Below are 22685 nucleotides of genomic sequence, written 5' to 3' on the forward strand. Positions count from 1 at the left end.
ATGAGCAATAAGCAAGTTTTAGTGATAATAAATGTTTATTTTGGTGCAAAAATAACAACTATAATCAGCGCGTTATTTAATGTTTAGGCGTACAAACAAAATACAAAAAGAGAGGGAAACTGCGCCATATAAGGCTTTAAATGATGAGTAAGGATTCACAAATCCTAATTAAGTAGCAAAATTTCGATGGTGCACCAAATTAAGTCAATTTAATGCACCAAGTTGGGAACACTTACATCCAGTCAGCGTTTCGAATAACCCCTACCGCTAATCCTTCGATATTGAACGATTCGTGCTCTAGGTCAACTTCAATAGGTGAAAACTCTTCGTTCTCAGCGTGTAAAAATACTTTTCGGCCAGCTTTTTCTAAACGCTTAACAGTCACGTCTTCATCAACTCGTGCAACAACAACTTGCCCATTTTCAGCAACTTGTGTTCTATGTACTGCAAGCAAATCACCGTCCATGATGCCAATGTCTTTCATACTCATGCCATTTACACGCAGTAAGAAATCAGCGGCAGGCTTAAATAACGACGGATCAACTTGGCAATGGCTTTCAACATGCTCTTGGGCCAAAATAGGTTCGCCCGCTGCAACACGGCCAATTAAAGGTAAACCTAATTGCTCTGGTTCATCTTCTTCGATTAATTGAATACCACGACTCGCCCCAGGCTTCATTTTGATCATGCCTTTTTTTGCCAGTGCTTTTAGGTGCTCTTCAGCGGCATTGGCACTTTTAAAACCCAATGTTTGAGCTATTTCAGCACGCGTTGGTGGCATGCCTGTATCTTTAATAAAGACTTTAATGAGTTCTAAAATTTGCGATTGGCGTTTAGTTAATGGGCGCATACAACTGGTTTTCCATACAGTACATTTAACTGTGAGTATATACAGTTATCTGAAAATCGCAAATTTAATTAACACAGTCATATTGCTACAAAACTTACATTGAACCTCACTCTAAGATGCCATAAGGTATTAGCTTTAATTAGCAGGCTAAGGAAACACAATGAGCATTTGGCACCACCCAATCACGCTAGAGCTATGTAAAGAATTGGAGCAAGGGATCACCGGGCAAGGCACTTTAATGAAAACCATGGGCATTGAAGTGACGGAAATTGGCGATGACTATTTAGTGGCGACGATGCCTGCCATCCCAGAACATCATAATCCTATGGGCATGGTACATGGCGGAGCAAACGTTGTGTTAGCCGAGACAGTGGCAAGCTATGCAGCCAACTTTGTGGTTGATTTCAATAAATTCTACGCTGTTGGCCAAGAGATTAATGCCAACCATATGAAAGCATCACGTAAGGGAGTTTTAACTGCAACGGCTAGACCGCTGCATTTAGGAAAGCGCACCTCTGTTTGGGATATTAAAATTACCAATGCCGCAGGAGAGCTATGCTGCGTATCAAGAATGACCGCGACGGTAGTAGAGCGCTAAATTCGACCTATTTTTCAACAGGATAAATAGTAATTTCAATCCCTGCGCCAATTGCTGAGATACGTAACAAGGTATCGGCATGCAGGGGTTGATTAAAGCATTTTGGCGAATTACCTGATTCAAAACCTATATCAAATGTTCGTTTTGAGCACGATAACCACTGTTTTAATGCATTGCGCGAGCAAGACTCAATAAGCTCGCAAAGCTGGTTAATCGCTTTATCTGGAGAGCTGATATCTGCGGTTGCTTCAATCCGTGCTAGTTGGCGGTATTCATCTTGGTCATAATGTAAAACCATGGCGTTTTTCTTCAAATCAGCAACAAGCGCACTAATATCGTGCTTTGATTCAAGCTCCAGATCTACATTTAAAAATTGAATTTCCGACATACTCTCGTTTTTACCCTCTATTGATATCGACTGAAACTTTAACTCAGTTTTGTATATATACCAAATCTAGAATACAGTTAATGCGACATTATGCCGCATTGGCAATACAGTTAAACAACTTAAAATAGCACCCATACAACAATAATAACGGGGTAATAATGAATAAACGCATGTTCAAGTATGCTCGTAAAGGGCATAAATGGCTTGGCTACTTGCTCGCTTTACAGATCTTCTTTTGGCTCTTAGGTGGGCTGGTAATGAGCTCATTACCGCTTGAAAAAGTGCATGGTAAACATTTGGCTAATCGCAGTTTAAGTAGCCCATTTATAGTGTCAGACTACCCTACTTCGATTGATAAAATAACCGCGCAATTTGAGCAAATCGAAGGTATTAAATATAGCCATTTTTTAAACACCCCGATTATAGAAGTCACCACCCCTCGCGGTGTCTTCAATTTTGATGGTAGAACGGGTGATAAAATGCCTACTCCAAATGAAGCTCAAATCATTGAAAATGCACAAGCTCACCTGCTTATTGATGCTAACATGACTCAAGCGCAGCTATTACCAAATGGGCCAAGAGAAGTCGATCACAAAGCCAATGTTTGGCAAGTAAGCTTTGATGATTGGCTAACAACCACCTTATATCTAGATAGCCAAACCGGTAAGGTTATTACTGTGCGCAGCACCTTGTGGCGCATTTTCGACTTTTTCTGGATGCTGCACATTATGGATTATGATGAGCGTGAGAACTTTAACAACCCACTACTCATCAGCTTCTCAGCCACCAGCGTATTATTTTGTATTACAGGAGTTCTCTTGTTACTGCAAAACGTTCGAATTAAACGTAAAAAGCCAGCTACACGTGCTGGTCTATCAAAATAGGATTGCCGTCTGGGTCGGTGATAATAAAACTCGCGTCACCGGCCTTTTGTATCTCTAACCCCTGTTGCTGAAAACGTGTCGCTAATTGCTCAAAGGTTGCAAACTCAGTCAGCGCCTCAGCGTTTTGATCCCATCCGGGGTTAAAAGTCAGCATGGTTTTATCAAACATGCCTTGAAACAAACCAATTAAATGTTCACCGTTTTTCATGATCAACCAATGTTGCTCAATCTCCCCAGCAAACTCTTTAAAACCTAGCTTTTCATAAAACTGCTTTGAAGCATGGATATCTTTTACATTTAAACTCACAGAAAAGGCACCTAATAACATAGTTGTAATTCCTTTAATAAAAACGGCCTAACAACTATAGCTGAGTTGAAATACTTTTCCTTTTTAGAATAGTCACTCTAAAATAGCCGTTCCTGTAGTTCACTCATGTGATGGATATGCGTTTAATTTCTTTTGCTGTACTGTGTTTTTTAATTAACTTTTCAGCTTCTGCTGAGCAATTTTCTAGCTTTTCGAGTGCCAAAAAGCACCTTGTAAAATCGCTGCCTGAAAATAGCAAAAGCTTATATTGTGGCTGCGATATAAAGCGACAAGGTAAAAAACTGGTACCCGATCCAGATTCATGTGGCTATATTCCTCGTAATGCCATCACCCGAGCAGGTAACGAAAATGCCCGAGCAAAAAGAATAGAATGGGAACATATTGTGCCAGCCTGGGAGTTTGGCCATCAATTACAATGCTGGCAAGATGGCGGTCGTAAAAACTGCGTAAAGGTCAGTGAAAAATTTCGTCAAATGGAGGCCGACATAAATAACCTTGCCCCCGCAATTGGCGAGATAAATGCAGACCGTTCAAACTTTCGCTATGGGATGGTGACAACATCAAGTGCAAGTTACGGTGCTTGCCCAATAAAAATCGATTTTAAACAACGTGTATTTGAGCCGCCAATTTATGCAAGAAAGCAAATAGCCGATACCTATTTCTATATGCAAAAAACCTATGGCTTAAAGATATCTGACAAACAACGCAAACTGTTTGAATCATGGCAAAAGCTTGAAATAGCTGAAATAAGCAACCGTAAGTCACTGTAATTATTTGCACATTTTTTTACATACTGGGTTAAACAACTGGTTGCTTTAAAAGTAAGTAATTGTTAGTTTTTAAACAATTCATACAAGAAAGGAAGCACCCATGTTTAAAAATACCAAACTCGCTTTAGCTATCTTTTTAGCTGTTTCTGGCGTATCACTATCTGGCTGTGGCGGCGGTGGCTCATCAAGCAATACCGATACGACTAATCCGCCACCAACAACGACAGAACCCACTTGGACAGCTGGCACCTTTGCCGCATCAAGTGAATTTAAAGATCAGTGCGCCGTACCGCGTACTGGTAATGATCCGTATAACGATAATCAACCTTACCCAGATACCGCTGGCTCTGAGTTTACTGAGAAGATGTGGCTACGTTCATGGAGTGATGAAACCTATCTTTGGTACGATGAAATAGAAGATAACGACCCAGATAACTTCAGCTCTGTCGCCGCTTATTTTGATCAATTAAAAACCTTCGAAACAACAGACTCAGGAGCTTATAAAGACAATTTTCACTTTAGTGTGCCAACTGAAGACTATTTTCAAGAGTCTCAATCAGGCGTAGTTTCAGGCTATGGAATCAACTGGGCTTTAATTAGTGGCACACCTCCTCGTGACTTACGAGTTGCTTATTTAGAAGATGACTCCCCTGCCGCTAATGCAGGCTTACAACGAGGCGATCGCGTTATTTTAGTGGATGGTGTCAGTATTGATACAAATACGGAATCAGGTATTGATACATTAAATGAAGCTTTATTTGGGCCAACCGCTGGCGATACACATACCTTCAAGGTAATTAGTAATGATGAGACAGAAAAAACATTCTCTTTAGTGGCTGGTAATATCACCCAAACACCGGTACAGAATGTCGATACTATTACCACAGAAGGTGGCAATAAAGTTGGCTACATGCAGTTTAACAGCCATATAAGTATTGCTCAGCCTGAGCTGATAAGTGCTGTGAATAAGTTCAAAGCCGACAACATTGACGAGCTTGTCATCGACCTTAGATACAATGGAGGTGGCTTATTAGCGCTTTCATCACAACTTGCCTATATGATTGCAGGTCCTGCTAATACGAGTGACTATTTTTACTATCAGATCATTGAAAATGACAAACAGACCGAGAGCGATCCATACCCGTTTGTTGATGTTGAAATCGATTATTCTACTTTCGAGGGAACGAATAACACACTCCCTGACTTAAACTTATCGAAAGTCTATGTACTCAGTACAGCAAACACTTGTTCGGCATCAGAAGCCCTAATCAATGGCTTAAATGGTATTGATGCCGAAGTTATTTTAATTGGCGGGACAACGTGTGGTAAACCATATGGTTTTACCCCAACACATAACTGTGCGACGACTTACTACACAATTCAGTTTACTGGTACCAATTACAAGGGCTTTGGTGAATACTCTGACGGCTTAGTACCGACTCCTACACCACAATTTGCTGCCGATGTAAAAGGCTGTGAGCTTGATGACGACTTTAATCACCAGTTAGGTGATAGTGACGAAACACTATTGAGTGCAGCACTTTATCATATCGAAAATGGTAGTTGTCCAGTGGTAGCGCAAAGTGTCACAGCTAAGCAAGCGACAACCTCAACTTATAAAGCTGATGAAACAGGTATTGCACTTAAAGCCAATACTACACTTTACAAAAATAATATGGATTTAACCCGTCCACTGCCAGCTAAGGAAGGTGATAATGAATAAAGCATTGTTATTAACCTGCACCTTACTGGCAAGCATAGCTGGCTGTAAAAGTACTCAAGCGGAGCAACCGCAAAATGCCACGCTTATTCGGGTAAACCCGGGAGTGATTACTGAGCTACAGCAGGCTATTCAATCAGCTAAAGGCGGTGCACTGGTCACCTTAGCCGATGATGTGTTTACTAAGAGCGCAGAGTTACTGATTGATCACGGCACCAACAAAGGACCTGATGGTCTGCCAATTATGGGCGCCCATTCAATTCCTTCTGAGAAGTTTGTGTTGCAAAAAGCAGGTGAGCAATGCCTGCTTTACTATCCCAAAAAAGAGCTCCGTATTCCACTTCCTAATGTAGAATGCGAAGTTAACTAACAAAAAGGCGCAGCTCAAGCTGCGCCTTTTACATCATAGGCTTTGGTGAGGGCCAAATACCTCATAATGAATACGCTCACTTGCAACCCCAATACTTAGCAGTTGCTCTTTTATCATTGCCATAAAGGCGATTGGGCCACACAGGTAAAAGTCACCTTTACTAACTGGTAATCTATCAGCGATGTGGTTTACATCCATCAAGCCCGCAAAATCGCCCCCTTGCCATCTTTAAACCAGGTAACACAGTGTAATAAAGCGTGCGCGTGTTGTTGCTTTATTAAGTACTCTTTAAAGGCAAACTGCGTCTCACTGTCGCAAGCATGTAGGTAATGGATTGACTGGTTAGGTTGATTACTTAATAGTGTTTCTAGCATCGCCATCATTGGGGTTTGACCAACACCTGCTGAAATCAATACAACAGGCGAGTCAATTTCGCGAAGCACAAAGTCGCCTGCAGGTGGGTAAATTTCTACCTCATCCCCCTCAGTTAAGCTGTGTAGGTAGTTAGATACCAAACCTTCTTTTTTCACGCTAATACGGTAATTACGACCATTACTTTGCTGCGATAAAGAGTATTGCCTCACTTGCGTTAAATCACTGTTTGCAGGCGTTACTTTAATCCCTAAGTATTGGCCCGGTAAATACGCCACTACAGGCTTTGCATCGGCAGGCGTTAATGTGAAACTACAAATTTGCGATGACTCCATACGTTTTTCTGTAATAGTAAAAGTACGGGTACCAAACCAACCTCCCGGCGCCTTTTTGGTCTTTTGATATAGCGACATCTCCTCGTTGATACATACATCCGCTAATAATGAATAGGCTTCACGCCATGCATACTCGACCTCTGGGGTAAATTGTTCTGGCAATAACTCTTTTAAAGTCGCAATCAAATGCCCACCAACAATAGGGTAATGCTCAGGCAAAATATGGTAGCTGGTGTGTTTATGATTAATGCGCGCAAGCGCACCTTTTAACACTGCCAAGTTATCAATATTTGCCGCGTAGGCAGCTAAGGCATTAAACAGCGCAAATTGCTGAGAGCCCGATTGCTGATGTGTCATATTAAAAATATTTTTAAGCTCAGGGTTGTAGCTAAACATACGATCATAAAAATACTCAGTCACTTGAGGGCCTGCTTGTGCAAGCAAAGGCAAAGTACTTTTAACAATCTGGATCGTTTTTTCAGATAACATAGTTTTTCCTATTAGAGAGGTTAACCGCGGCGACCATCAACACGACGATTCACTAAGATGGGCCCACAATGAAATAAAAATAAGCTAAAGCCAGCAACCCACAGCAACGCACTTAACTGCCATGCAAGGTGATGACCTAAATAAACGGGAAGTAACGAACGTACAATGGCAGCTATCACAATGAGTACAAATGCCAAACTAATGTACGCAGGGGCTTGTAATGCACGCCCTGTATGACCATGAGAGACACGTACCATCATGGCGATGATCATCACACCTATGGTGCCAACAGTGATCAGATGAAGCGCGTCTTTAAATAAGATAATAGGACTGAAATAGCTCAGCGCGATGAGTATTAAACCCACAGATAAAGCCCAATAAGCTACGTGTAATGACCATAACAAAGGCACTTTTAGAATGCCTTTATGCCACCACAAAACACACCGAGCCCCATGTAAACAAGCAAGCCAAGCAAAAACCCAACCGGTGCTCATTGCGCTAAAAAATAGCTGACTCATAAAAAACCACGCAATGGCGAAAAATGAGCTAAATACGACTAATTTATCGAGCTTGGGGGTTCTAACTTGTTCAGTTAGGTTAAGACCGCGCGCGGTAAAAAATGGCACAACTCGCCCAGCTACAACACCAACTAGCAGTGTCATGATAAGTACAGCGGTATCAACAACCCCCAGTGCCAGCGACATTTTATTAAGTACAACTAAGCTCAAAAAAATCACATTGAGTGCACAGAGCAAAGATGCGATGACAACAAATAAGTAGTTATGGCTGCTTTTCGCCTGTATCAGCATGTCAGCTAAAATAATAATTCCAGCTAGCCACCAAACGAGTTGTAGCGCACTAACAAGATAAAGGTTCAGCTGCTCGAACCCTGCAATCTCAATAAAAAAACTAAGCCTTGCAACAAGCCAAATCATGCTAAGCAAAAACAGCTTAATACCACTTACACTCGCCACGCCTGTCCATGTTTGTGCAGCGGTGAGCAAAAAGCCCATAGCAACCACGCCTGCAAAGCCAAACAGCATTTCGTGAGCATGCCAAAGCGTTGCGGGCATTGTTAGGTGCCACTGTGCATAGCCCACCAAAATTAAAAACCAGTAACTCATAGCAAATACAGCTAAGGCACCTGCCGCCAAGAAAAAAGGCCGAAATGCTAATGCCCATAACGGCCACTGGCTGAGTTGATAAAATTTGATCTTAGTTGGCATAGGTTCAGTTAAATTAATGACTTTCATTCGTGCTCTCAGCGTTTAATTTCCCTAGCTATTGCACAGTTCAAGCCAAAAATAAAAACCATTAAATATCAATATATTAAATTTGAATACTTGATAAAAAAGTCAAAATGACACACCATTAAAAACATCAATAAAACACATTCAGGTCAAATTGACATGACGTTCAAAAAATCCCTTCTTGATGTTGCACTTGCCCTTACCAAAGCAAGCAGTGTTGATCATAATTTCAGCTACTTGTTGAGTTGCATTAATGATTGGCTTGAATGTGATGCCGTTGCCTTGTTATTGAAACAAGGCGATGTGTTAAAGCCCGTAGCCCAGCATGGATTGTCGGACGATACGTTAGGAAGGCGCTTTAAAATTGCGGAGCACCCTCGCTTATTTGAAATATGCCGTGGCAGTGAGCCGTTAAAATTTGCCAAAGATTGTGGCCTACCCGACCCCTACGACGGTTTATTACAAAGCCAGCATGGAGACTTTCCTGTTCATGCCTGCATGGGCGTGCCGCTGCTGAGCAGCAAAGATAACAACGAACTATTGGGTGTTTTGACCTTTGATAGTTTAGATGAACATGCCTTTGACGCTTTAGCAGTGAACGAGCTCAATCAACTAAAACAGCTAGCAGCAGGCTATGTTGAGCATGCCCTAACCTTGCAGCATCTTATGCAACACGCACAGCACAGCCATCAAGTTGCGCAGCAGCTTAATCTTGAAGCGCTAACACGAGAAGGTGTCGAAATTATTGGTAATAGCCAAGCAATGCAGACCCTTAAAAATGATATCCAGCTCGTAGCTGCCTCAGAATTTAGTGTATTAATACAAGGTGATACAGGCGTCGGTAAAGAACTCGTTGCGCGCAATATCCATTTAAACTCAAAACGCCGCGACATGCCGTTGATCCACTTAAACTGCGCATCGTTACCAGAGAACTTAGCCGAAAGTGAATTTTTTGGTCACAGTAAAGGCGCATTTACTGGCGCACATACTGCGCGTCAGGGTAAGTTTCAACTTGCCGATGGCGGCACGCTATTTTTAGATGAAATCGGCGAACTTCCGCTTGCCATGCAAAGTAAGTTATTGCGCGTTTTACAAAGTGGTGAAGTACAAACGGTGGGGGAAGATCAAAGCCGTTATGTTGATGTCAGAGTGATTGCAGCAACCAACCGCGATTTAAAACAAGAAGTCGGCGCGGGACGCTTTCGTGCAGACCTTTATCACCGCTTAAGCGTTTACCCATTGTATGTTGCACCACTAAAAGAGCGCGATAACGATGTTATTTTATTGGCAGGTTTTTTTATTGAGCAAACATCTAAAAAACTGGCAATTAAGCAACTTAAACTTAGTAGCGATACACAGTTACTGCTGCGTCAATATGATTGGCCAGGCAATGTGAGAGAGCTTGAACATGTGATCAGTCGCGCAGCACTCAAAGCCAAACAACAGCAATGGCAACAAAGCATTGTCACAATCGAGCCAGAGCATTGTGATATTGCTAAAACAGCTGTTGCCGCACCAAGCCCTGTTGCAGTTAACGAACAAAAAGCCACTCGCTTATCGCTGAAAGAGGCAACTGACGCTTTTAGTTATCAATTGATTATGCAACAACTTGAACTACACAACCTAAACTGGGCAGCCACAGCACGCAGCTTAAGTGTTGATAGAGCCAATCTTGTGCGCCTAGCCAAACGGCTAGGCATTAGTGTTAAAAAGTCTGTTTAAGCTTTTAAATCTTTAAAATACGCTTTTAAAAGCTGACTAAATGCTTGTACTTTGGCTGTGCGATGCACTAAGTGATGTGTCACCAGCCAAAGATCTGTTGGCCAGTTTAGCTCTTTAGGAAGCACTGGCAGCAGATCAGGGTATTGGCTTGCCACCTCATGCTGTAAACCACCAATTCCTAAGCCTCTCACAATCGCCCGTGTAGCTTCTGATGTTTCAGACACCCGCAACTTAATTTGCGAAGGTTCAATATGTTGATCAACCCATGCAAAATAAGGCACTTTACCGTTGTAGCCAGCCACCCCAGAAACAAAACTATGCTGCTGCAACTGCTCAATGTTTTTTGGAATGCCATACTTTTCAATATAACTTTTAGAGGCATAAAACCCTGACGAAAGTTCAGCTAAATGCTGGGCAATATAGTCGCCTTCATCAGGCCGAGGGCCCGCTCGAACGGCAATATGCGCCTGACCGTGATCAAGACGTAAGCGGTTTTGATCAAGAATAACTTCGAGTTGCACTTGCGGGTGCAGGTTTTGAAACTGCTCGCAGACATCACTAAGCACATCAATAAAACCACTAACCGTAGTTAATAATAAACTGCCTCGCAGTTGGCTATCAGCGGCAATAATATCGTTGTGAAGTTTTTCAAGTTCAGCGTTAATCGATTTTGCAGTCGCAAACAACTTAGCGCCAATTTCTGTCACTGTATAGCCACGGGCATGACGGTGGAATAACCGCGCATCAAGGTTATCTTCTAAATTGTTGATTCTTCTAAGCACTGTGCTGTGATGAACACCTAACGATTCGGCAGCAGCGGTTAACGTGCCGAGTCTTGCCACTTCAAAAGCGACTTTTACATCTTGCCAATCATCAAATTGAATCGCCATAACGGCTCCTTGTGTGCATATACGCACATAAGTTTTGCGTTTATTTGGCTTTTCTGCAAGCTGTTTTTTGCTACAGTGAGTATATCAACAGCGAGCATATCAATAGTGAAGCTTAAAAAAGGAAGCCATCATGACAGCACCTAAAATTATTGCCCTAGCAGGCAGCCTACGTAAAGACAGCTTTAATCAAAAACTGATTAATGAAGCTGCTCGCTTCGCCCTCGAAAGTGGTGCTGAAGTAGAAGTGATTAAATTAAGCGATTTAAACTTACCTTTATTTGACGAAGATATTGAAGCGCAAGGTACACCTGCTGGCGCACAATTATTGAAAGATAAGCTTCGCGCAGCTGACGGTATTTTATTAGCAAGCCCAGAATATAATGGCTCAATTACAGCACCACTTAAAAACGCAATCGATTGGGCATCTCGTACAGAGCAAGGTGCAGTGCCTGCTTTTCGAAATAAAGTTACTGCTCTTTATGCATCATCACCGGGTGGTTTAGGTGGCTTACGTGGTTTAAATCACGTACGTGATATTTTATCGGGTATTGGTAGCTTAGTACTTGCAGATCAACTAGCAGTGCCTGCTATCCACACTAAATTAGATGAACAAGGCCGCATCAGCGATGCTGATACAGCCGATAAAGTTGCCAGTCTTGCCCAGCAACTTGTGAGCGTAGCAAGCAAATTAAATAAGTAATTGCTAACTTAGCTTTGTCGCTGCTAGCTTAGCAGCGATAAAATCTTCATGGGTTACATACAATAAACTTGCGACGCGGCGAATAACCATTTCTTCATGCTTATCTAAATTGCCATCTGCGTAGGCTAATCGCCACAACAGTTCGATGATATCAATACGCTGCTCGGCGCTACACTGGGCATTAATTTGCTTTGAAAACTGAAAATAATCTATTGCATCATCTAGGCTTTGCGATGCACTTGCAACTAACTCTTGAACCTCTTCCTCGTTAAGCGAGAAATACTTCTTTAAGGTCTCATTCAGGGTCTGTTGCTCATCATCTTGTAACTCATTATCTGCACGCATAACCTCAATTAATAACGCAGCAACGGCGGTTTTTAGGTCATGCTCAGTAATGCTAGATTGGGTATCATTCAGCGCTGAAAACAGCTGTTTTATTTTATTGAGCATCACATTTTCCCTTTTTGGGTGTTAGACTACATGTAAGACATAACGTTACCTTAGTTTGACTATGGATGCTAATTCAGGTTCAACATCATGATGAAACAAGGTATTAATCACATGGAGTTAAGTGTTTATGAGTGAAGTGAGAAGTACACAAGCACTATTAATCAGCGCCGTTTTAATGTTAGCGGGGTGCAATAATGCGCAGGCAGCAAAAGGCGAAACCGAAAAACTCTATGACTTTGACGAAAAAGTCCATTACTACCAAACTAAATTGGCCGACGGCCGCTACCACCTTGAAATTCAGTCTGACGACTACAAGCACTTTCGCAATCAAAGCGTATTCTTACTGCGCCATGCAAACCGCTTATGTAGAGACAAACCATTTATGCTAAGAGTGACTGATGGGGTGCAGGAGTATGAACGTTTTCCAACTAAACCACGCGCCTATCAGCCACCTTTAACGGTTGTTTTACAGTGTGAAGACGAAGCTAAATAGTACTAGTCTTCATATCCCCACGGCGCGCTTGGCGGCGTGATAGGTTTTGTTAAGTCAAAATCAACGCGAAACTCACGTCCTTCACGCACTAAGCGATACGTAAATTGCTTTGGATAAATATACATTTGCCACGTGTTACCCATTGATTGGGGAATACCTTGGCTCACAAACAATTCTTTTGAGTATTGATCAGCCGGGAACGACTGCGCGTTAGCAAAACCCGCATCAAGGGTATGGCCACCATACATGGTTGATTCATCATCGCTGCCATCTTTATGACGATGGTCATGCTTTAAACTAAGTCCACTGCCTGTTTTTGTGATGATCCACGTACGAGATGCATCATCCCCCACATGAAATGGCACTTGTAACTCACGCTCGTTACAACGACGTACATGCATTACTAACTTTTTGCCCGCAAACGAACTTGGACCAGCAGCGTTATCAACGCTCACTTTACCTTCGTAAGCTTTACCGCAATGGGCAGCAATATTATCAAAAAAGCCATCATGGCTTGGAATTGACACTAACGGTGCAGGTCGTGCAGCCGCTACTGATGATGCAGCCACGAGCATCGGTGCCACTAAGTATTTCATGGTGTGTTCCCTAAATAAAATTTCAGCCTAGGCTAATGGTTTAATGGCCATAAAGAAAACAATTACGATAAGCTGCTAGACAGCGAGTGGTCATCCTGTTTTTACAACTAATTTGTTGTCATTTTCAGCGCGATCTTTCATTAGCTTGAGAAGTGCTCGGTGAAAATCCTGAAAGATCACTTCCCCCATACTCGTGAATAAATGCCAAAGTTAGTGTTATCAAGTACCGTCGTTTTAAGGCTTAACAGCGTTTGATTATTACCACTTGTAACTAACTCATAACCACCATGCAGCGGCGAAAAATATTCCCCACCTAATTTCACATGCTGATCAAGTGCATGATCAGGAATTAATTCTGGGTCAATCTCAAAGTTATATAGCATTTTCTCATTCGGCAGCCACTCGGTTATTACCTCTTTAAATACAACTTTTTTCTGCCACTGGCTGGTCCTAATTGCACCTACCCCATCACCACTCATATCAGCTCGAATTGGCCTAGGAATACCAATTAATTGCGAAAATGAACTTGGATATTCGCCCTCATGAATTTGGCTAACATTAGCTAATTGTTGCCACACAACATCAACAGGCGCATTGATAACAATTGTATTTTTAACTTCGTAAGTTTTCGATAAGTGTAAAAAGTTGAGCTCTAAAGGAGAAAGGATCAACGGCAACAAAGCTACCGACATCACCGCTTTGTTGCTTTTCTTTGCCCAAAGGCGGTGGCATAGCCCTGCTAACATACCGCCAATACTAGCGAAGACCATAAATGCAGGGAGGGCCATTGCAACGCAGATACTTCCTTCTAAAAGAGTTACTACGCTGACAAATAAGAACACAAAAATAGGCTGCCAAGCGACTACCGCCATTCTTCCATATGTCATCGGCGACAGTTGATTATATTCAAAATGTACCCGTATAAACCCAATAGCCACAGGCACTAAAAACATAAACGAAATAGTAACGAGGCTACCGAAATTAAACGTTTCGCTAACTTCAAGAAAGATGCGCATGCTGATGCCATAAAGCACACCCATCAAGATGCCGATAGATTTAGGAGAAAGAGGCCACATAGTTATTTGTTGTTTTCGTTATTTTACCAACCAAATTAGCAACTTTCTTTTTTAGAAACAAATAAAAACGCGGCCTTGGCCGCGTTTAGGTTCACATGGAAAAACAGGTTATTGCCAAGGGCGTTCTACTGCTAGCTGCTGCTCAAAGGCATCAATTTGGCTGTTAAGTGTTTCAGTCACACCGATAAAGTCTAAGCCACTTAACAAACGCTCTTTAATGTCATGGCGAATATCAAAGTGAATAGTGTCAAACTTATCGCTACGAAGTTGTTGGTTTTCTAAATCAACTTCGATATGAATATCGTCATGCTGTTCACTCAGCACAAATAATTGCTCAAGCGTTTCTGCTGGTAATGCGATAGCAAGCATTTGGTTATTGCCGCAGTTATTAAAGAAAATATCAGCAAAGCTTTCCGCTAAGATCACTTCAAAACCATATTGCTTTAATGCCCATGGCGCGTGCTCACGCGATGAACCACAACCAAAGTTGTCGCGAGTTAAAAGAATTTGCGCACCTTGGTAACAAGGACGGTTCAAAATAAACTCAGGGTTTGGCTCGCCGTTATCTAAATAACGCCAATCATAAAAAAGCGCCGCATCAAAACCATCACGGCTGGTCGACGTTAAAAACTGCTTTGGAATAATTTGGTCAGTATCAACATTGTTTTTATCTAACGGGGCCATTAAGCCACTAAAAAATACGCTCATTAGGCTTCTCCTCTGATATCAACAAAACGACCATGAATTGCCGCTGCCGCTGCCATTGCAGGGCTCACTAAGTGAGTACGACCACCGCGACCTTGGCGACCTTCAAAGTTACGATTTGAGGTCGACGCACAGCGTTTACCGGCTTCTAATCTATCATCATTCATTGCTAAGCACATTGAACAACCAGGCTCACGCCATTCAAAGCCAGCTGCTTTGAAGATATCTGCAAGGCCTTCGTCTTCGGCTTGTTTTTTAACAAGGCCAGAACCAGGAACAATCAGCGCTTCAACACCCGCTGCAACCTGCTTACCTTCAACAATTTGCGCGGCAGCACGTAAATCTTCAATTCGGCTATTTGTACATGAGCCAATAAACACGGTATCAACAGTTGCTGAAGACAATTTATCGCCTGCTGTTAAGCCCATATATTTTAGTGCACTACGAATAGCATCAGCTTTGATTAGATCTGGCTCTTGCTCAGGATCAGGAATACATTCATCTACGCCAATCACTTGCTCAGGGCTGGTACCCCAAGTAATTTGCGGTTGAATATCAGCAGCCTCTAATTCAACAACATGATCAAACTCTGCGCCTTCATCAGTTTTTAGAGTTTGCCAATAGGCTACAGCACTATCAAAGTCAGCACCTTGTGGTGCAAATGGGCGACCTTTTAAATAATCATAAGTTGTTTGATCTGGCGCGATTAAACCCGCTTTTGCGCCCATTTCAATACTCATATTACAAAGCGTCATACGCGCTTCCATAGACAGCGCTTCAATCCCTTCGCCACAAAACTCAGCAACATAACCAGTACCACCCGCAGTGCCTAATTTACCGATCACCGCCATGATTAAATCTTTGGCAGTAACGGTTGGGCGCAGGCGACCATTAATTTGAATTTTTAACGACTTGGCTTTTTTCTGCTGTAGCGTTTGAGTGGCTAGTACATGCTCAACTTCTGAAGTACCAATACCGTGCGCTAGTGCACCAAATGCACCATGGGTAGAGGTATGGCTGTCACCACACACTATGGTTGTGCCCGGTAAAGTAATGCCCTGCTCAGGCCCCATTACATGCACAATACCTTGATTAATCGAATTTAAATCATAAAGTTGAATACCAAACTCTTTACAGTTTGCATCCAGTGCCATTAATTGGTTTTTCGACACTTCACTCGCAGCATCTAATGAACGGCTTTTTGTTGAAACGTTATGGTCCATGGTCGCAAAAGTTTTTTCTGGGCAACGTACTTTGCGGTTTTTCTCACGTAAACCCGCAAAGGCTTGCGGCGATGTAACTTCATGAACTAGGTGACGGTCGATATAAAGTAAATCGGTTTGATCATTTATGCTGGCGACTACATGAGCTTGCCAAATTTTATCGTATAAGGTTTGGGCCACTTGCTATTCCCTCATTTTAGTTACGCTGAGTGACGAGCTCAGCGCAAACAATTTTTAATTAAATACGTGCCACAATTGCCGCAGCAACATCACTGGTGGTGTACCCTGCATTTGGGTAGATATCTGGTGTACCAACACCGGCTTCAACTGCTTCTGCTACCGCTTTTTCAATAGTACGCGCCGCTTCATCTTGACCTAGTGAGTAACGCAACATAAGCGCAGCACTTAAAATTTGCGCGATTGGGTTTGCAACCCCTTTACCAGCGATATCGGGGGCTGAGCCACCAGCTGGCTCATATAAACCAAAGCCAGACTGATTTAAACTCGCTGATGGTAATAAGCCCATAGAGCCTGTGATCATCGCGCATTCATCAGACAAAATGTCGCCAAATAAGTTATCGCAAAGTAATACATCAAACTGGCTTGGCTGTTTAACTAACTGCATTGCCGCGTTATCAACATAAATGTAGTCAAGGCTTACTTCTGGGTAGTCTTTGCTCACTTCAGAGACCACTTCACGCCAAAGTACGCTGGTCGCTAACACATTCGCTTTATCAACCGAGGTAACATGATTACTTCGCAGCTTAGCGGCTTCAAAGGCAAAGCGTGCGATGCGCTCAATTTCTTTACGTGAATATGTTTGGGTATCGAAAGCGGCTTCTTGTTCCCCTTCGCCACTGCGGCCTTTTTCACCGAAATAAATACCGCCTGTTAGCTCGCGAACACATAAGATATCAAAGCCTTGTGCGCTGATATCTGCACGAAGCGGTGACGCAGCACTTAGTGCTGGTAATAATTGTGCTGGGCGTAAATTACAGAACAAACCAAAATGCTTACGCAGTGGCAACAGTGAAGCTCGCTCTGGTTGCTCATTCGGTGGTAAGTTTTCCCACTTAGGGCCACCTACCGAGCCAAATAAAATCGCATCGGCATTTTCACAGGCACTCAGTGTGCTTTGCGGTAGCGCCTGACCAAACTCATCAATGGCAGCACCACCAATCGCGTGGTGATGACGAGTCAAAGTAAAACCAAATTTTTCGCTTACAGCATCCAAGACGGTTTCTGCTGCTGCCATAACTTCTGGACCAATCCCGTCGCCTGCTAATACTGCGATACTGTAATTCGATTGACTCATCCTGCTTTCCTCTGTTGTTTTAAATCAGACACTTTTTGTGCACGATAAATTAAGTTATAAACGCGGATCATGGCGCGTACCGACGCTTCAACCACATCCGCTGCAATGCCCGCGCCGTGATATGGGCGACCATCGTATTTAGCGATAATATTCACTTGTCCTAGCGAGCTGGCACCTTGGCCTGTTGCTTCTAGGTTATATTCAATCATTTCGACCGACATACCCGTTAAGCGCTCAATTGCTAAGAATGATGCTTCTACAGGGCCATTACCTGTTGCTGCCTCTTGCTTAGACTCGCCATCAATTGTCATGCCGATTGTTGAGCTCGCCACTGATTGCGAATTAGACGTAGAGTTAACAAACTCAAGCTGGTACTTTTCGTCTTTATCTTTGATTTGATTAAAGTAGATCATCGCTTCTAAGTCGTAGTCATACACAGTGCCTTTTTGGTCTGCTAATGCTAAGAAGCTGGTGTATAAGCTATCCATATCGTAATCAGATTTTTGATAGCCTAATTCTTCTAAACGATGCTCAATAACATGACGACCTGAACGCGAAGTCATGTTTAATTGGTTATTAGGTACACCGACACTTTCTGGCGACATAATTTCGTACGTGTTTTGGGCTTTTAATACGCCGTCTTGGTGAATACCTGAGCTGTGTGCAAAGGCATTTTCACCAACAATTGCTTTGTTTGGTTGTACTGGCATATTACAAATCTTCGCGACTTGGCGCGAAGCACGGTAAATTTCTTCACTGCGAATATTGGTATGGACTTTTAAGTGGTCTTCACGCATCTTCATGATCATCGCCACTTCTTCAAGCGAGCAGTTACCTGCACGCTCACCAATGCCATTTATTGTACATTCGATTTGACGAGCACCGGCTTGTACTGCAGCGATTGAGTTAGCAACCGCTAAACCTAAATCGTTGTGGCAATGCACGCTTAAACGCGCTTTGTCGATATTTGGCACATTGTTCATTAAGTGATGGATCATCGCGACGTATTCGTCTGGCGTTACATAACCTACGGTGTCAGGTAAGTTGATAGTTGATGCACCGGCATCAATAGCACTTTCAACGATACGGCATAAATCCCAATGCGGTGTACGACCTGCATCTTCACACGAAAACTCAACGTCATCCGTGTAGTTACGCGCAAGTTTAATCGACTTAACAGCCATTGCTGTTGCATCGTCTAAGCTCATACGTAATTTGTGCTCAAGGTGTAATGGACTGGTTGCAATAAATGTATGAATACGGCCCTGCTCTGCCGGGCGAAGTGCTTCACCACATGCTTCAATATCTTTTGCTACAGCACGTGCTAAGCCACAAATAATCGGCCCTTTCACTTCAGTCGCAATTCGCTGTACAGAGCGAAAATCTGCCGGGCTAGATACCGGAAAACCCACTTCCATTACATCCACATTTAAGCGGCTAATGGTATGCGCAAGTTGAATTTTGTCGTCTTCGGTTAGGCTTGCTTTTAATGCTTGCTCACCATCACGTAACGTTGTGTCAAAAATCCAAACCTTATCTTTCATAAACTGTCCTCGTTCCCAATGACCCATTAGCGAGATAAAAAAAACCCCGCGGTTGCGGGGTTTTTTAATGTTCTACAAATGCAAATACACTAAGCCCCGCTCACTGATTTAAGCAGTAAGAGGTTTAGTTTTAATGTAATTGAATGTGTAATTTGCATCTTAATTTACTAAATGTGTGTTCAGTGGCTGTATTTTTAACATTCAAAAAACCAGCTTGCAAGCATAATTTTTCCACAAAAGCGATTTTTAAATCACCCCAATGAAATTAAAAATCCACAAAAACACACTTTAAAGGTTAATTAAACCCAATTAAATGTATTGAACGTTTAAAGTTTCGGAAGGTAAAGCCTCTATTGCTTAGATTAACTTTTAAATGTGATAGTTATCACACACACATAAAGTAACAGCACAAGGAAAAAACCTAATTATTTAGTAAGGTGTTCTAAAAACATCATTGATTCTCACGCCATTGCGCTTGCCCAGAGCCAAGTTCATGTAATACACGACCAACCCTATTCATTTCTGAGCTTGTATTTGATAACCAAACCTTAATCTCGCCAGTTACTCCCATACCAATAATCAAGTAGGGGGTTATATTTGTTTCTATCTCTCCTGTGCTTACCCATGTATAAGCAGGTAAGGTTTTAGCTAATTTATACCCAGCCTTATCTATGGCTACTTCACCGTAATAAATTCTATTTTCTGATTTATCGAGCCATTCAACCGCCACTTTTTCGGGGAATTTTTGGTCGAATATACCACTTGTTTTGCCTGCACTTTCCCAACAACAACCGAGGCTTCCCATAGGAATCCCCCAATTATCATCAAAAGTAATTGCCTGCACCCAAATTTGGTTCCCTTTTTGTGTAGCACCTCCTGCTACCATGTAATCTATTTTTCCCGTTGACGAGCAACCTACCAGTAACAAAGCACATGCAATTGAGATGAGTGGTTTTATAAACTTGTCCATAGTCGGTTTTTATTTATTCTCACGCCACTGCGCTTGCCCAGAGCCAAGTTCATGTAATACACGATCAGTTCTATTTCTTCCCGAGGGCGCATTGGATAGCCAAACGTTAATTTCGCCTGTCTCGCTCATTCCTATTATTAAATAAGGTATGATTTCTTTTGCTTTGCGCCCAGTGCTCACAACGGTGTATCTAGGTAAGTTTTTAGCTAATTTATATCCCGCTTTATCTATGGCCACTTCACCGTAGTAAATTCTATTTTCTGATTTATCGAGCCACTCAACTACCACTTTTTCTGGGAATTTTTGGTCGTATACACCAACTGTCGCTCTTGTTTCTCCATAACAGCAACCAATTGCCCCTGATGGTATGCCCCATGTATCATCAAATACCACTGAGCGCCCCCAAATAGCATTCCCATTCTCAGTGCCTACGCCTGCTACCATGTAATCTATTTTTCCCGTTGACGAGCAACCTACCAGTAACAAAGCACATGCAATTGAGATGAGTGGTTTTATAAACTTGTCCATAGTCGGTTTTTATTTATTCTCACGCCATTGCGCTTGCCCTGAGCCAAGTTCATGTAATACACGGCCAATTCTATTCCTTTCGGAACGCGCATTAGTTAGCCATACTTTTATTTCACCAGTTTCTCCCATACCAATTATCAAGTAAGGGGTTATATTTGTTTCTATTTCTCCTGTGCTTACCCATGTATATCTAGGTAAATTTTTAGCTAATTTATACCCTGCCTTATCTATGGCCACTTCACCGTTGTAAATTCTATTTTCTGATTTATCGAGCCATTCAACCGCCACTTTTTCGGGGAATTTTTGGTCGTACAAACTGACTGTACCGCTAGCCTCAGCATAACAACACTCAATAGCCCCTGATGGTATGCCCCATGTATCATCAAATACCACTGAGCGCCCCCAAATAGCATTCCCATTCTCAGTGCCTACGCCTGCTACCATGTAATCTATTTTTCCCGTTGTCGAGCAACCGGCTATGAGCAAAGCACACGCAATTGAGATGAGTGGTTTTATAAACTTATCCATAGCCGGTTTTTATTTATTCTCGCGCCATTGCGCTTGCCCAGAGCCAAGTTCATGTAATACTCGCCCTGTGAACCCTGCTGAAGGTGTATTTGATATCCACACTTTTATTTCACCGGTCTCACCCATACCAATAATTAAATAGGGTTTTACATCGTTAAAAACTTTACCTGTGTGCGCAGTGAATGGGGGTAAGTTTTTAGCTAATTTATACCCTGCCTTATCTATGGCCACTTCACCGTAATAAATTCTATTTTCTGATTTATCGAGCCACTCAACTACCACTTTTTCTGGGAATTTTTGGTCGTATACACCACTTGTTTTGCCTGCACTTTCCCAACAACAACCGAGGCTTCCCATAGGCACCCCCCAATTATCATCAAAAGTAATTGCCTGCACCCAAATTTGGTTACCTTTTTGTGTCGCACCTCCTGCAACCATGTAATCTATTTTTCCCGTTGACGAACAACCGGCCAAAAACAAAGCAGATGCAATTGAGATGAGTGATTTTATAAACTTGTCCATAGTCACTAAATGCATTTTTAATTATTCTCACGCCACTGCGCTTGCCCAGAGCCAAGTTCATGTAATACTCGCCCTGTGAACCCTGCTGAAGGTGTATTTGATATCCACACTTTTATTTCACCTGTCTCACCCATGCCAATAATTAGGTAGGGAAAAATCTCGTCCTCAACTTCACCTGTGTAATAACTAAAATTAGGTAAGTTTTTAGCTAATTTATACCCCTCCTTATCTATGGCCACTTCACCGTAGTAAATTCTATTTTCTGATTTATCGAGCCATTCAACTTCAACTTTTTCCGGGAATTTTTGCTCATAAACTCCGGCCATTGCACCTGCCGTAGCTCGGCAACACGACATTGCACCTGCAGGGACACTCCACCGCTCATCAAATTTTACTAATGTAGCAAAAATATCATTACCTTCATCAGTTGAGCCAGATACGACCATGTAATCTATTTTTTCCGTTGACGAACAACCGGCTAAAAACAAAGCACATGCAATTGAGATGAGTGATTTTATAAACTTGTCCATAGTCGCCAAGTGCATTTTTAATTATTCTCACGCCATTGCGCTTGCCCTGAGCCTAGTTCATGTAATACTCGCCCTGTGAACCCTGCTGAACGTGTATTTGATATCCACACTTTTATTTCACCGGTCTCACCCATACCAATAATTAAATAGGGTTTTACATCGTTAAAAACTTTACCTGTGTGCGCAGTGAATGGGGGTAAGTTTTTAGCTAATTTATACCCAGCCTTATCTATGGCCACTTCACCGTAATAAATTCTATTTTCTGATTTATCGAGCCATTCAACCGCCACTTTTTCGGGGAACTTTTGGTCGTACAAACTGACTGTACCACCAGCCTCAGCATAACAACACTCAATTGCTCCTGATGGTATGCCCCATGTATCATCAAATACCACTGAGCGCCCCCAAATAGCATTCCCATTCTCAGTGCCTACGCCTGCTACCATATAATCTATTTTTCCCGTTGACGAGCAACCGGCCAAAAACAAAGCACATGCAATTGAGATGAGTGGTTTTATAAACTTGTCCATAGTCGGTTT

At 42.3% G+C, this 22685-nt stretch carries 26 protein-coding genes and 1 pseudogene; 8 read left to right on the forward strand and 19 right to left on the reverse strand.

Features of this window, described 5'->3' with window-relative positions; genetic code table 11:
* Positions 1–232 precede the first annotated feature (232 nt).
* Positions 233–850 carry a transcriptional repressor LexA gene (gene lexA / locus P4S60_RS15640; RefSeq protein WP_063702469.1) on the reverse strand — a complete coding sequence of 206 codons (618 nt, stop codon included), beginning with the start codon at positions 848–850 and terminating at the stop codon, positions 233–235.
* 160 nt (positions 851–1010) lie between these two features.
* Here lexA and P4S60_RS15645 point away from each other — a divergent pair, with 160 nt between their 5' ends.
* Positions 1011–1448 carry a PaaI family thioesterase gene (locus P4S60_RS15645; protein ID WP_337116544.1) on the forward strand — a complete coding sequence of 146 codons (438 nt, stop codon included), beginning with the start codon at positions 1011–1013 and terminating at the stop codon, positions 1446–1448.
* 7 nt (positions 1449–1455) lie between these two features.
* Here P4S60_RS15645 and P4S60_RS15650 read toward each other — a convergent pair whose 3' ends face one another.
* Complete coding sequence (locus P4S60_RS15650) at positions 1456–1836, reverse strand: hypothetical protein (RefSeq protein WP_054554459.1); 381 nt, start codon at positions 1834–1836, stop codon at positions 1456–1458.
* 158 nt (positions 1837–1994) lie between these two features.
* On the opposite strand from P4S60_RS15650, the gene P4S60_RS15655 reads away from it, so the two are divergent.
* Entirely contained in the window at positions 1995–2720 is a 726-nt protein-coding gene (locus tag P4S60_RS15655) for a hypothetical protein (RefSeq protein WP_337116545.1), read from the forward strand.
* Here the strand turns inward: P4S60_RS15655 and P4S60_RS15660 are convergent.
* On the reverse strand, positions 2695–3048 hold the full coding sequence (locus tag P4S60_RS15660; RefSeq protein ID WP_063702476.1) for a VOC family protein: 354 nt from the start codon (positions 3046–3048) through the stop codon (positions 2695–2697). The genes P4S60_RS15655 and P4S60_RS15660 overlap by 26 nt on opposite strands.
* A 110-nt stretch (positions 3049–3158) precedes the next feature.
* Between P4S60_RS15660 and P4S60_RS15665 the strand changes: the two genes are divergently transcribed.
* The 3 genes from P4S60_RS15665 (at position 3159) to P4S60_RS15675 (ending at position 5908) form a co-directional block, all read left to right on the forward strand.
* Positions 3159–3818: an endonuclease gene (locus P4S60_RS15665; RefSeq protein ID WP_105181949.1), complete on the forward strand. Its 660-nt coding sequence runs from the start codon at positions 3159–3161 to the stop codon at positions 3816–3818.
* Between the two features lie 100 nt (positions 3819–3918).
* Entirely contained in the window at positions 3919–5541 is a 1623-nt protein-coding gene (locus tag P4S60_RS15670; RefSeq protein WP_337116546.1) for a S41 family peptidase, read from the forward strand.
* The gene (locus P4S60_RS15675; RefSeq protein ID WP_337116547.1) at positions 5534–5908 is read left to right on the forward strand and encodes a hypothetical protein; all 375 of its coding nucleotides are present in this window, start codon (positions 5534–5536) and stop codon (positions 5906–5908) included. The genes P4S60_RS15670 and P4S60_RS15675 overlap by 8 nt, the downstream gene beginning before the upstream one ends.
* Positions 5909–5941: 33 nt before the next feature.
* On the opposite strand, the pseudogene hmpA reads toward P4S60_RS15675, so the two are convergent.
* Both hmpA and P4S60_RS15685 read right to left on the reverse strand, forming a co-directional pair.
* Positions 5942–7104: pseudogene (gene hmpA, locus P4S60_RS15680) on the reverse strand (NO-inducible flavohemoprotein).
* Positions 7105–7124: 20 nt separating this feature from the next.
* The gene (locus P4S60_RS15685) at positions 7125–8357 is read right to left on the reverse strand and encodes an NnrS family protein (RefSeq protein WP_337116548.1); all 1233 of its coding nucleotides are present in this window, start codon (positions 8355–8357) and stop codon (positions 7125–7127) included.
* 156 nt (positions 8358–8513) lie between these two features.
* On the opposite strand from P4S60_RS15685, the gene norR reads away from it, so the two are divergent.
* Positions 8514–10076, forward strand: a complete 1563-nt coding sequence (gene norR / locus P4S60_RS15690) for a nitric oxide reductase transcriptional regulator NorR (protein WP_337116549.1) — start codon at positions 8514–8516, stop codon at positions 10074–10076.
* On the opposite strand, the gene P4S60_RS15695 is transcribed toward norR, so the two are convergent.
* Positions 10073–10966 carry a LysR family transcriptional regulator gene (locus P4S60_RS15695; RefSeq protein WP_337116550.1) on the reverse strand — a complete coding sequence of 298 codons (894 nt, stop codon included), beginning with the start codon at positions 10964–10966 and terminating at the stop codon, positions 10073–10075. The genes norR and P4S60_RS15695 overlap by 4 nt on opposite strands.
* Before the next feature lie 130 nt (positions 10967–11096).
* On the opposite strand from P4S60_RS15695, the gene P4S60_RS15700 reads away from it, so the two are divergent.
* Entirely contained in the window at positions 11097–11666 is a 570-nt protein-coding gene (locus P4S60_RS15700; RefSeq protein ID WP_054554467.1) for an NADPH-dependent FMN reductase, read from the forward strand.
* A gap of 3 nt (positions 11667–11669) precedes the next feature.
* Here the strand turns inward: P4S60_RS15700 and P4S60_RS15705 are convergent, their stop codons facing one another.
* Positions 11670–12116: a tellurite resistance TerB family protein gene (locus P4S60_RS15705; protein ID WP_054554468.1), complete on the reverse strand. Its 447-nt coding sequence runs from the start codon at positions 12114–12116 to the stop codon at positions 11670–11672.
* Positions 12117–12243: 127 nt separating this feature from the next.
* On the opposite strand from P4S60_RS15705, the gene P4S60_RS15710 reads away from it, so the two are divergent.
* On the forward strand, positions 12244–12609 hold the full coding sequence (locus P4S60_RS15710) for a hypothetical protein (protein WP_337116551.1): 366 nt from the start codon (positions 12244–12246) through the stop codon (positions 12607–12609).
* A 2-nt stretch (positions 12610–12611) separates the two neighbouring features.
* On the opposite strand, the gene P4S60_RS15715 is transcribed toward P4S60_RS15710, so the two are convergent.
* The 12 genes from P4S60_RS15715 to P4S60_RS15770 all read right to left on the reverse strand — a co-directional run bounded on the left by P4S60_RS15715 (position 12612) and on the right by P4S60_RS15770 (position 22676).
* Positions 12612–13205, reverse strand: coding sequence for a hypothetical protein (locus P4S60_RS15715; RefSeq protein ID WP_337116552.1), 594 nt, complete (start codon positions 13203–13205; stop codon positions 12612–12614).
* A 176-nt stretch (positions 13206–13381) separates the two neighbouring features.
* Entirely contained in the window at positions 13382–14221 is an 840-nt protein-coding gene (locus P4S60_RS15720; protein ID WP_337116553.1) for a hypothetical protein, read from the reverse strand.
* A gap of 168 nt (positions 14222–14389) precedes the next feature.
* The gene (leuD, locus tag P4S60_RS15725) at positions 14390–14989 is read right to left on the reverse strand and encodes a 3-isopropylmalate dehydratase small subunit (RefSeq protein ID WP_138618464.1); all 600 of its coding nucleotides are present in this window, start codon (positions 14987–14989) and stop codon (positions 14390–14392) included.
* Positions 14989–16389, reverse strand: coding sequence for a 3-isopropylmalate dehydratase large subunit (gene leuC, locus P4S60_RS15730; RefSeq protein WP_300580465.1), 1401 nt, complete (start codon positions 16387–16389; stop codon positions 14989–14991). Before leuC ends, leuD begins: the two co-directional genes overlap by 1 nt.
* 58 nt (positions 16390–16447) lie before the next feature.
* On the reverse strand, positions 16448–17524 hold the full coding sequence (gene leuB, locus P4S60_RS15735) for a 3-isopropylmalate dehydrogenase (RefSeq protein WP_054554475.1): 1077 nt from the start codon (positions 17522–17524) through the stop codon (positions 16448–16450).
* On the reverse strand, positions 17521–19068 hold the full coding sequence (leuA, locus tag P4S60_RS15740; protein ID WP_337116555.1) for a 2-isopropylmalate synthase: 1548 nt from the start codon (positions 19066–19068) through the stop codon (positions 17521–17523). The genes leuB and leuA overlap by 4 nt, the downstream gene beginning before the upstream one ends.
* A 451-nt stretch (positions 19069–19519) precedes the next feature.
* The gene (locus tag P4S60_RS15745; protein ID WP_337116556.1) at positions 19520–20038 is read right to left on the reverse strand and encodes a DUF2931 domain-containing protein; all 519 of its coding nucleotides are present in this window, start codon (positions 20036–20038) and stop codon (positions 19520–19522) included.
* Between the two features lie 9 nt (positions 20039–20047).
* Positions 20048–20566, reverse strand: a complete 519-nt coding sequence (locus P4S60_RS15750; RefSeq protein ID WP_337116557.1) for a DUF2931 family protein — start codon at positions 20564–20566, stop codon at positions 20048–20050.
* Between the two features lie 9 nt (positions 20567–20575).
* On the reverse strand, positions 20576–21094 hold the full coding sequence (locus P4S60_RS15755) for a DUF2931 domain-containing protein (protein ID WP_337116558.1): 519 nt from the start codon (positions 21092–21094) through the stop codon (positions 20576–20578).
* A 9-nt stretch (positions 21095–21103) separates the two neighbouring features.
* Complete coding sequence (locus P4S60_RS15760; protein ID WP_337116559.1) at positions 21104–21631, reverse strand: DUF2931 domain-containing protein; 528 nt, start codon at positions 21629–21631, stop codon at positions 21104–21106.
* A 2-nt stretch (positions 21632–21633) separates the two neighbouring features.
* Positions 21634–22146, reverse strand: a complete 513-nt coding sequence (locus P4S60_RS15765; protein ID WP_337116560.1) for a DUF2931 domain-containing protein — start codon at positions 22144–22146, stop codon at positions 21634–21636.
* Between the two features lie 17 nt (positions 22147–22163).
* Positions 22164–22676, reverse strand: coding sequence for a DUF2931 domain-containing protein (locus tag P4S60_RS15770; RefSeq protein WP_337116561.1), 513 nt, complete (start codon positions 22674–22676; stop codon positions 22164–22166).
* Positions 22677–22685 lie beyond the last annotated feature (9 nt).

The sequence above is a fragment of the Pseudoalteromonas sp. Hal040 genome, from assembly GCF_037162425.1.
GTDB classification, from domain to species: Bacteria; Pseudomonadota; Gammaproteobacteria; order Enterobacterales; family Alteromonadaceae; genus Pseudoalteromonas; species Pseudoalteromonas gelatinilytica.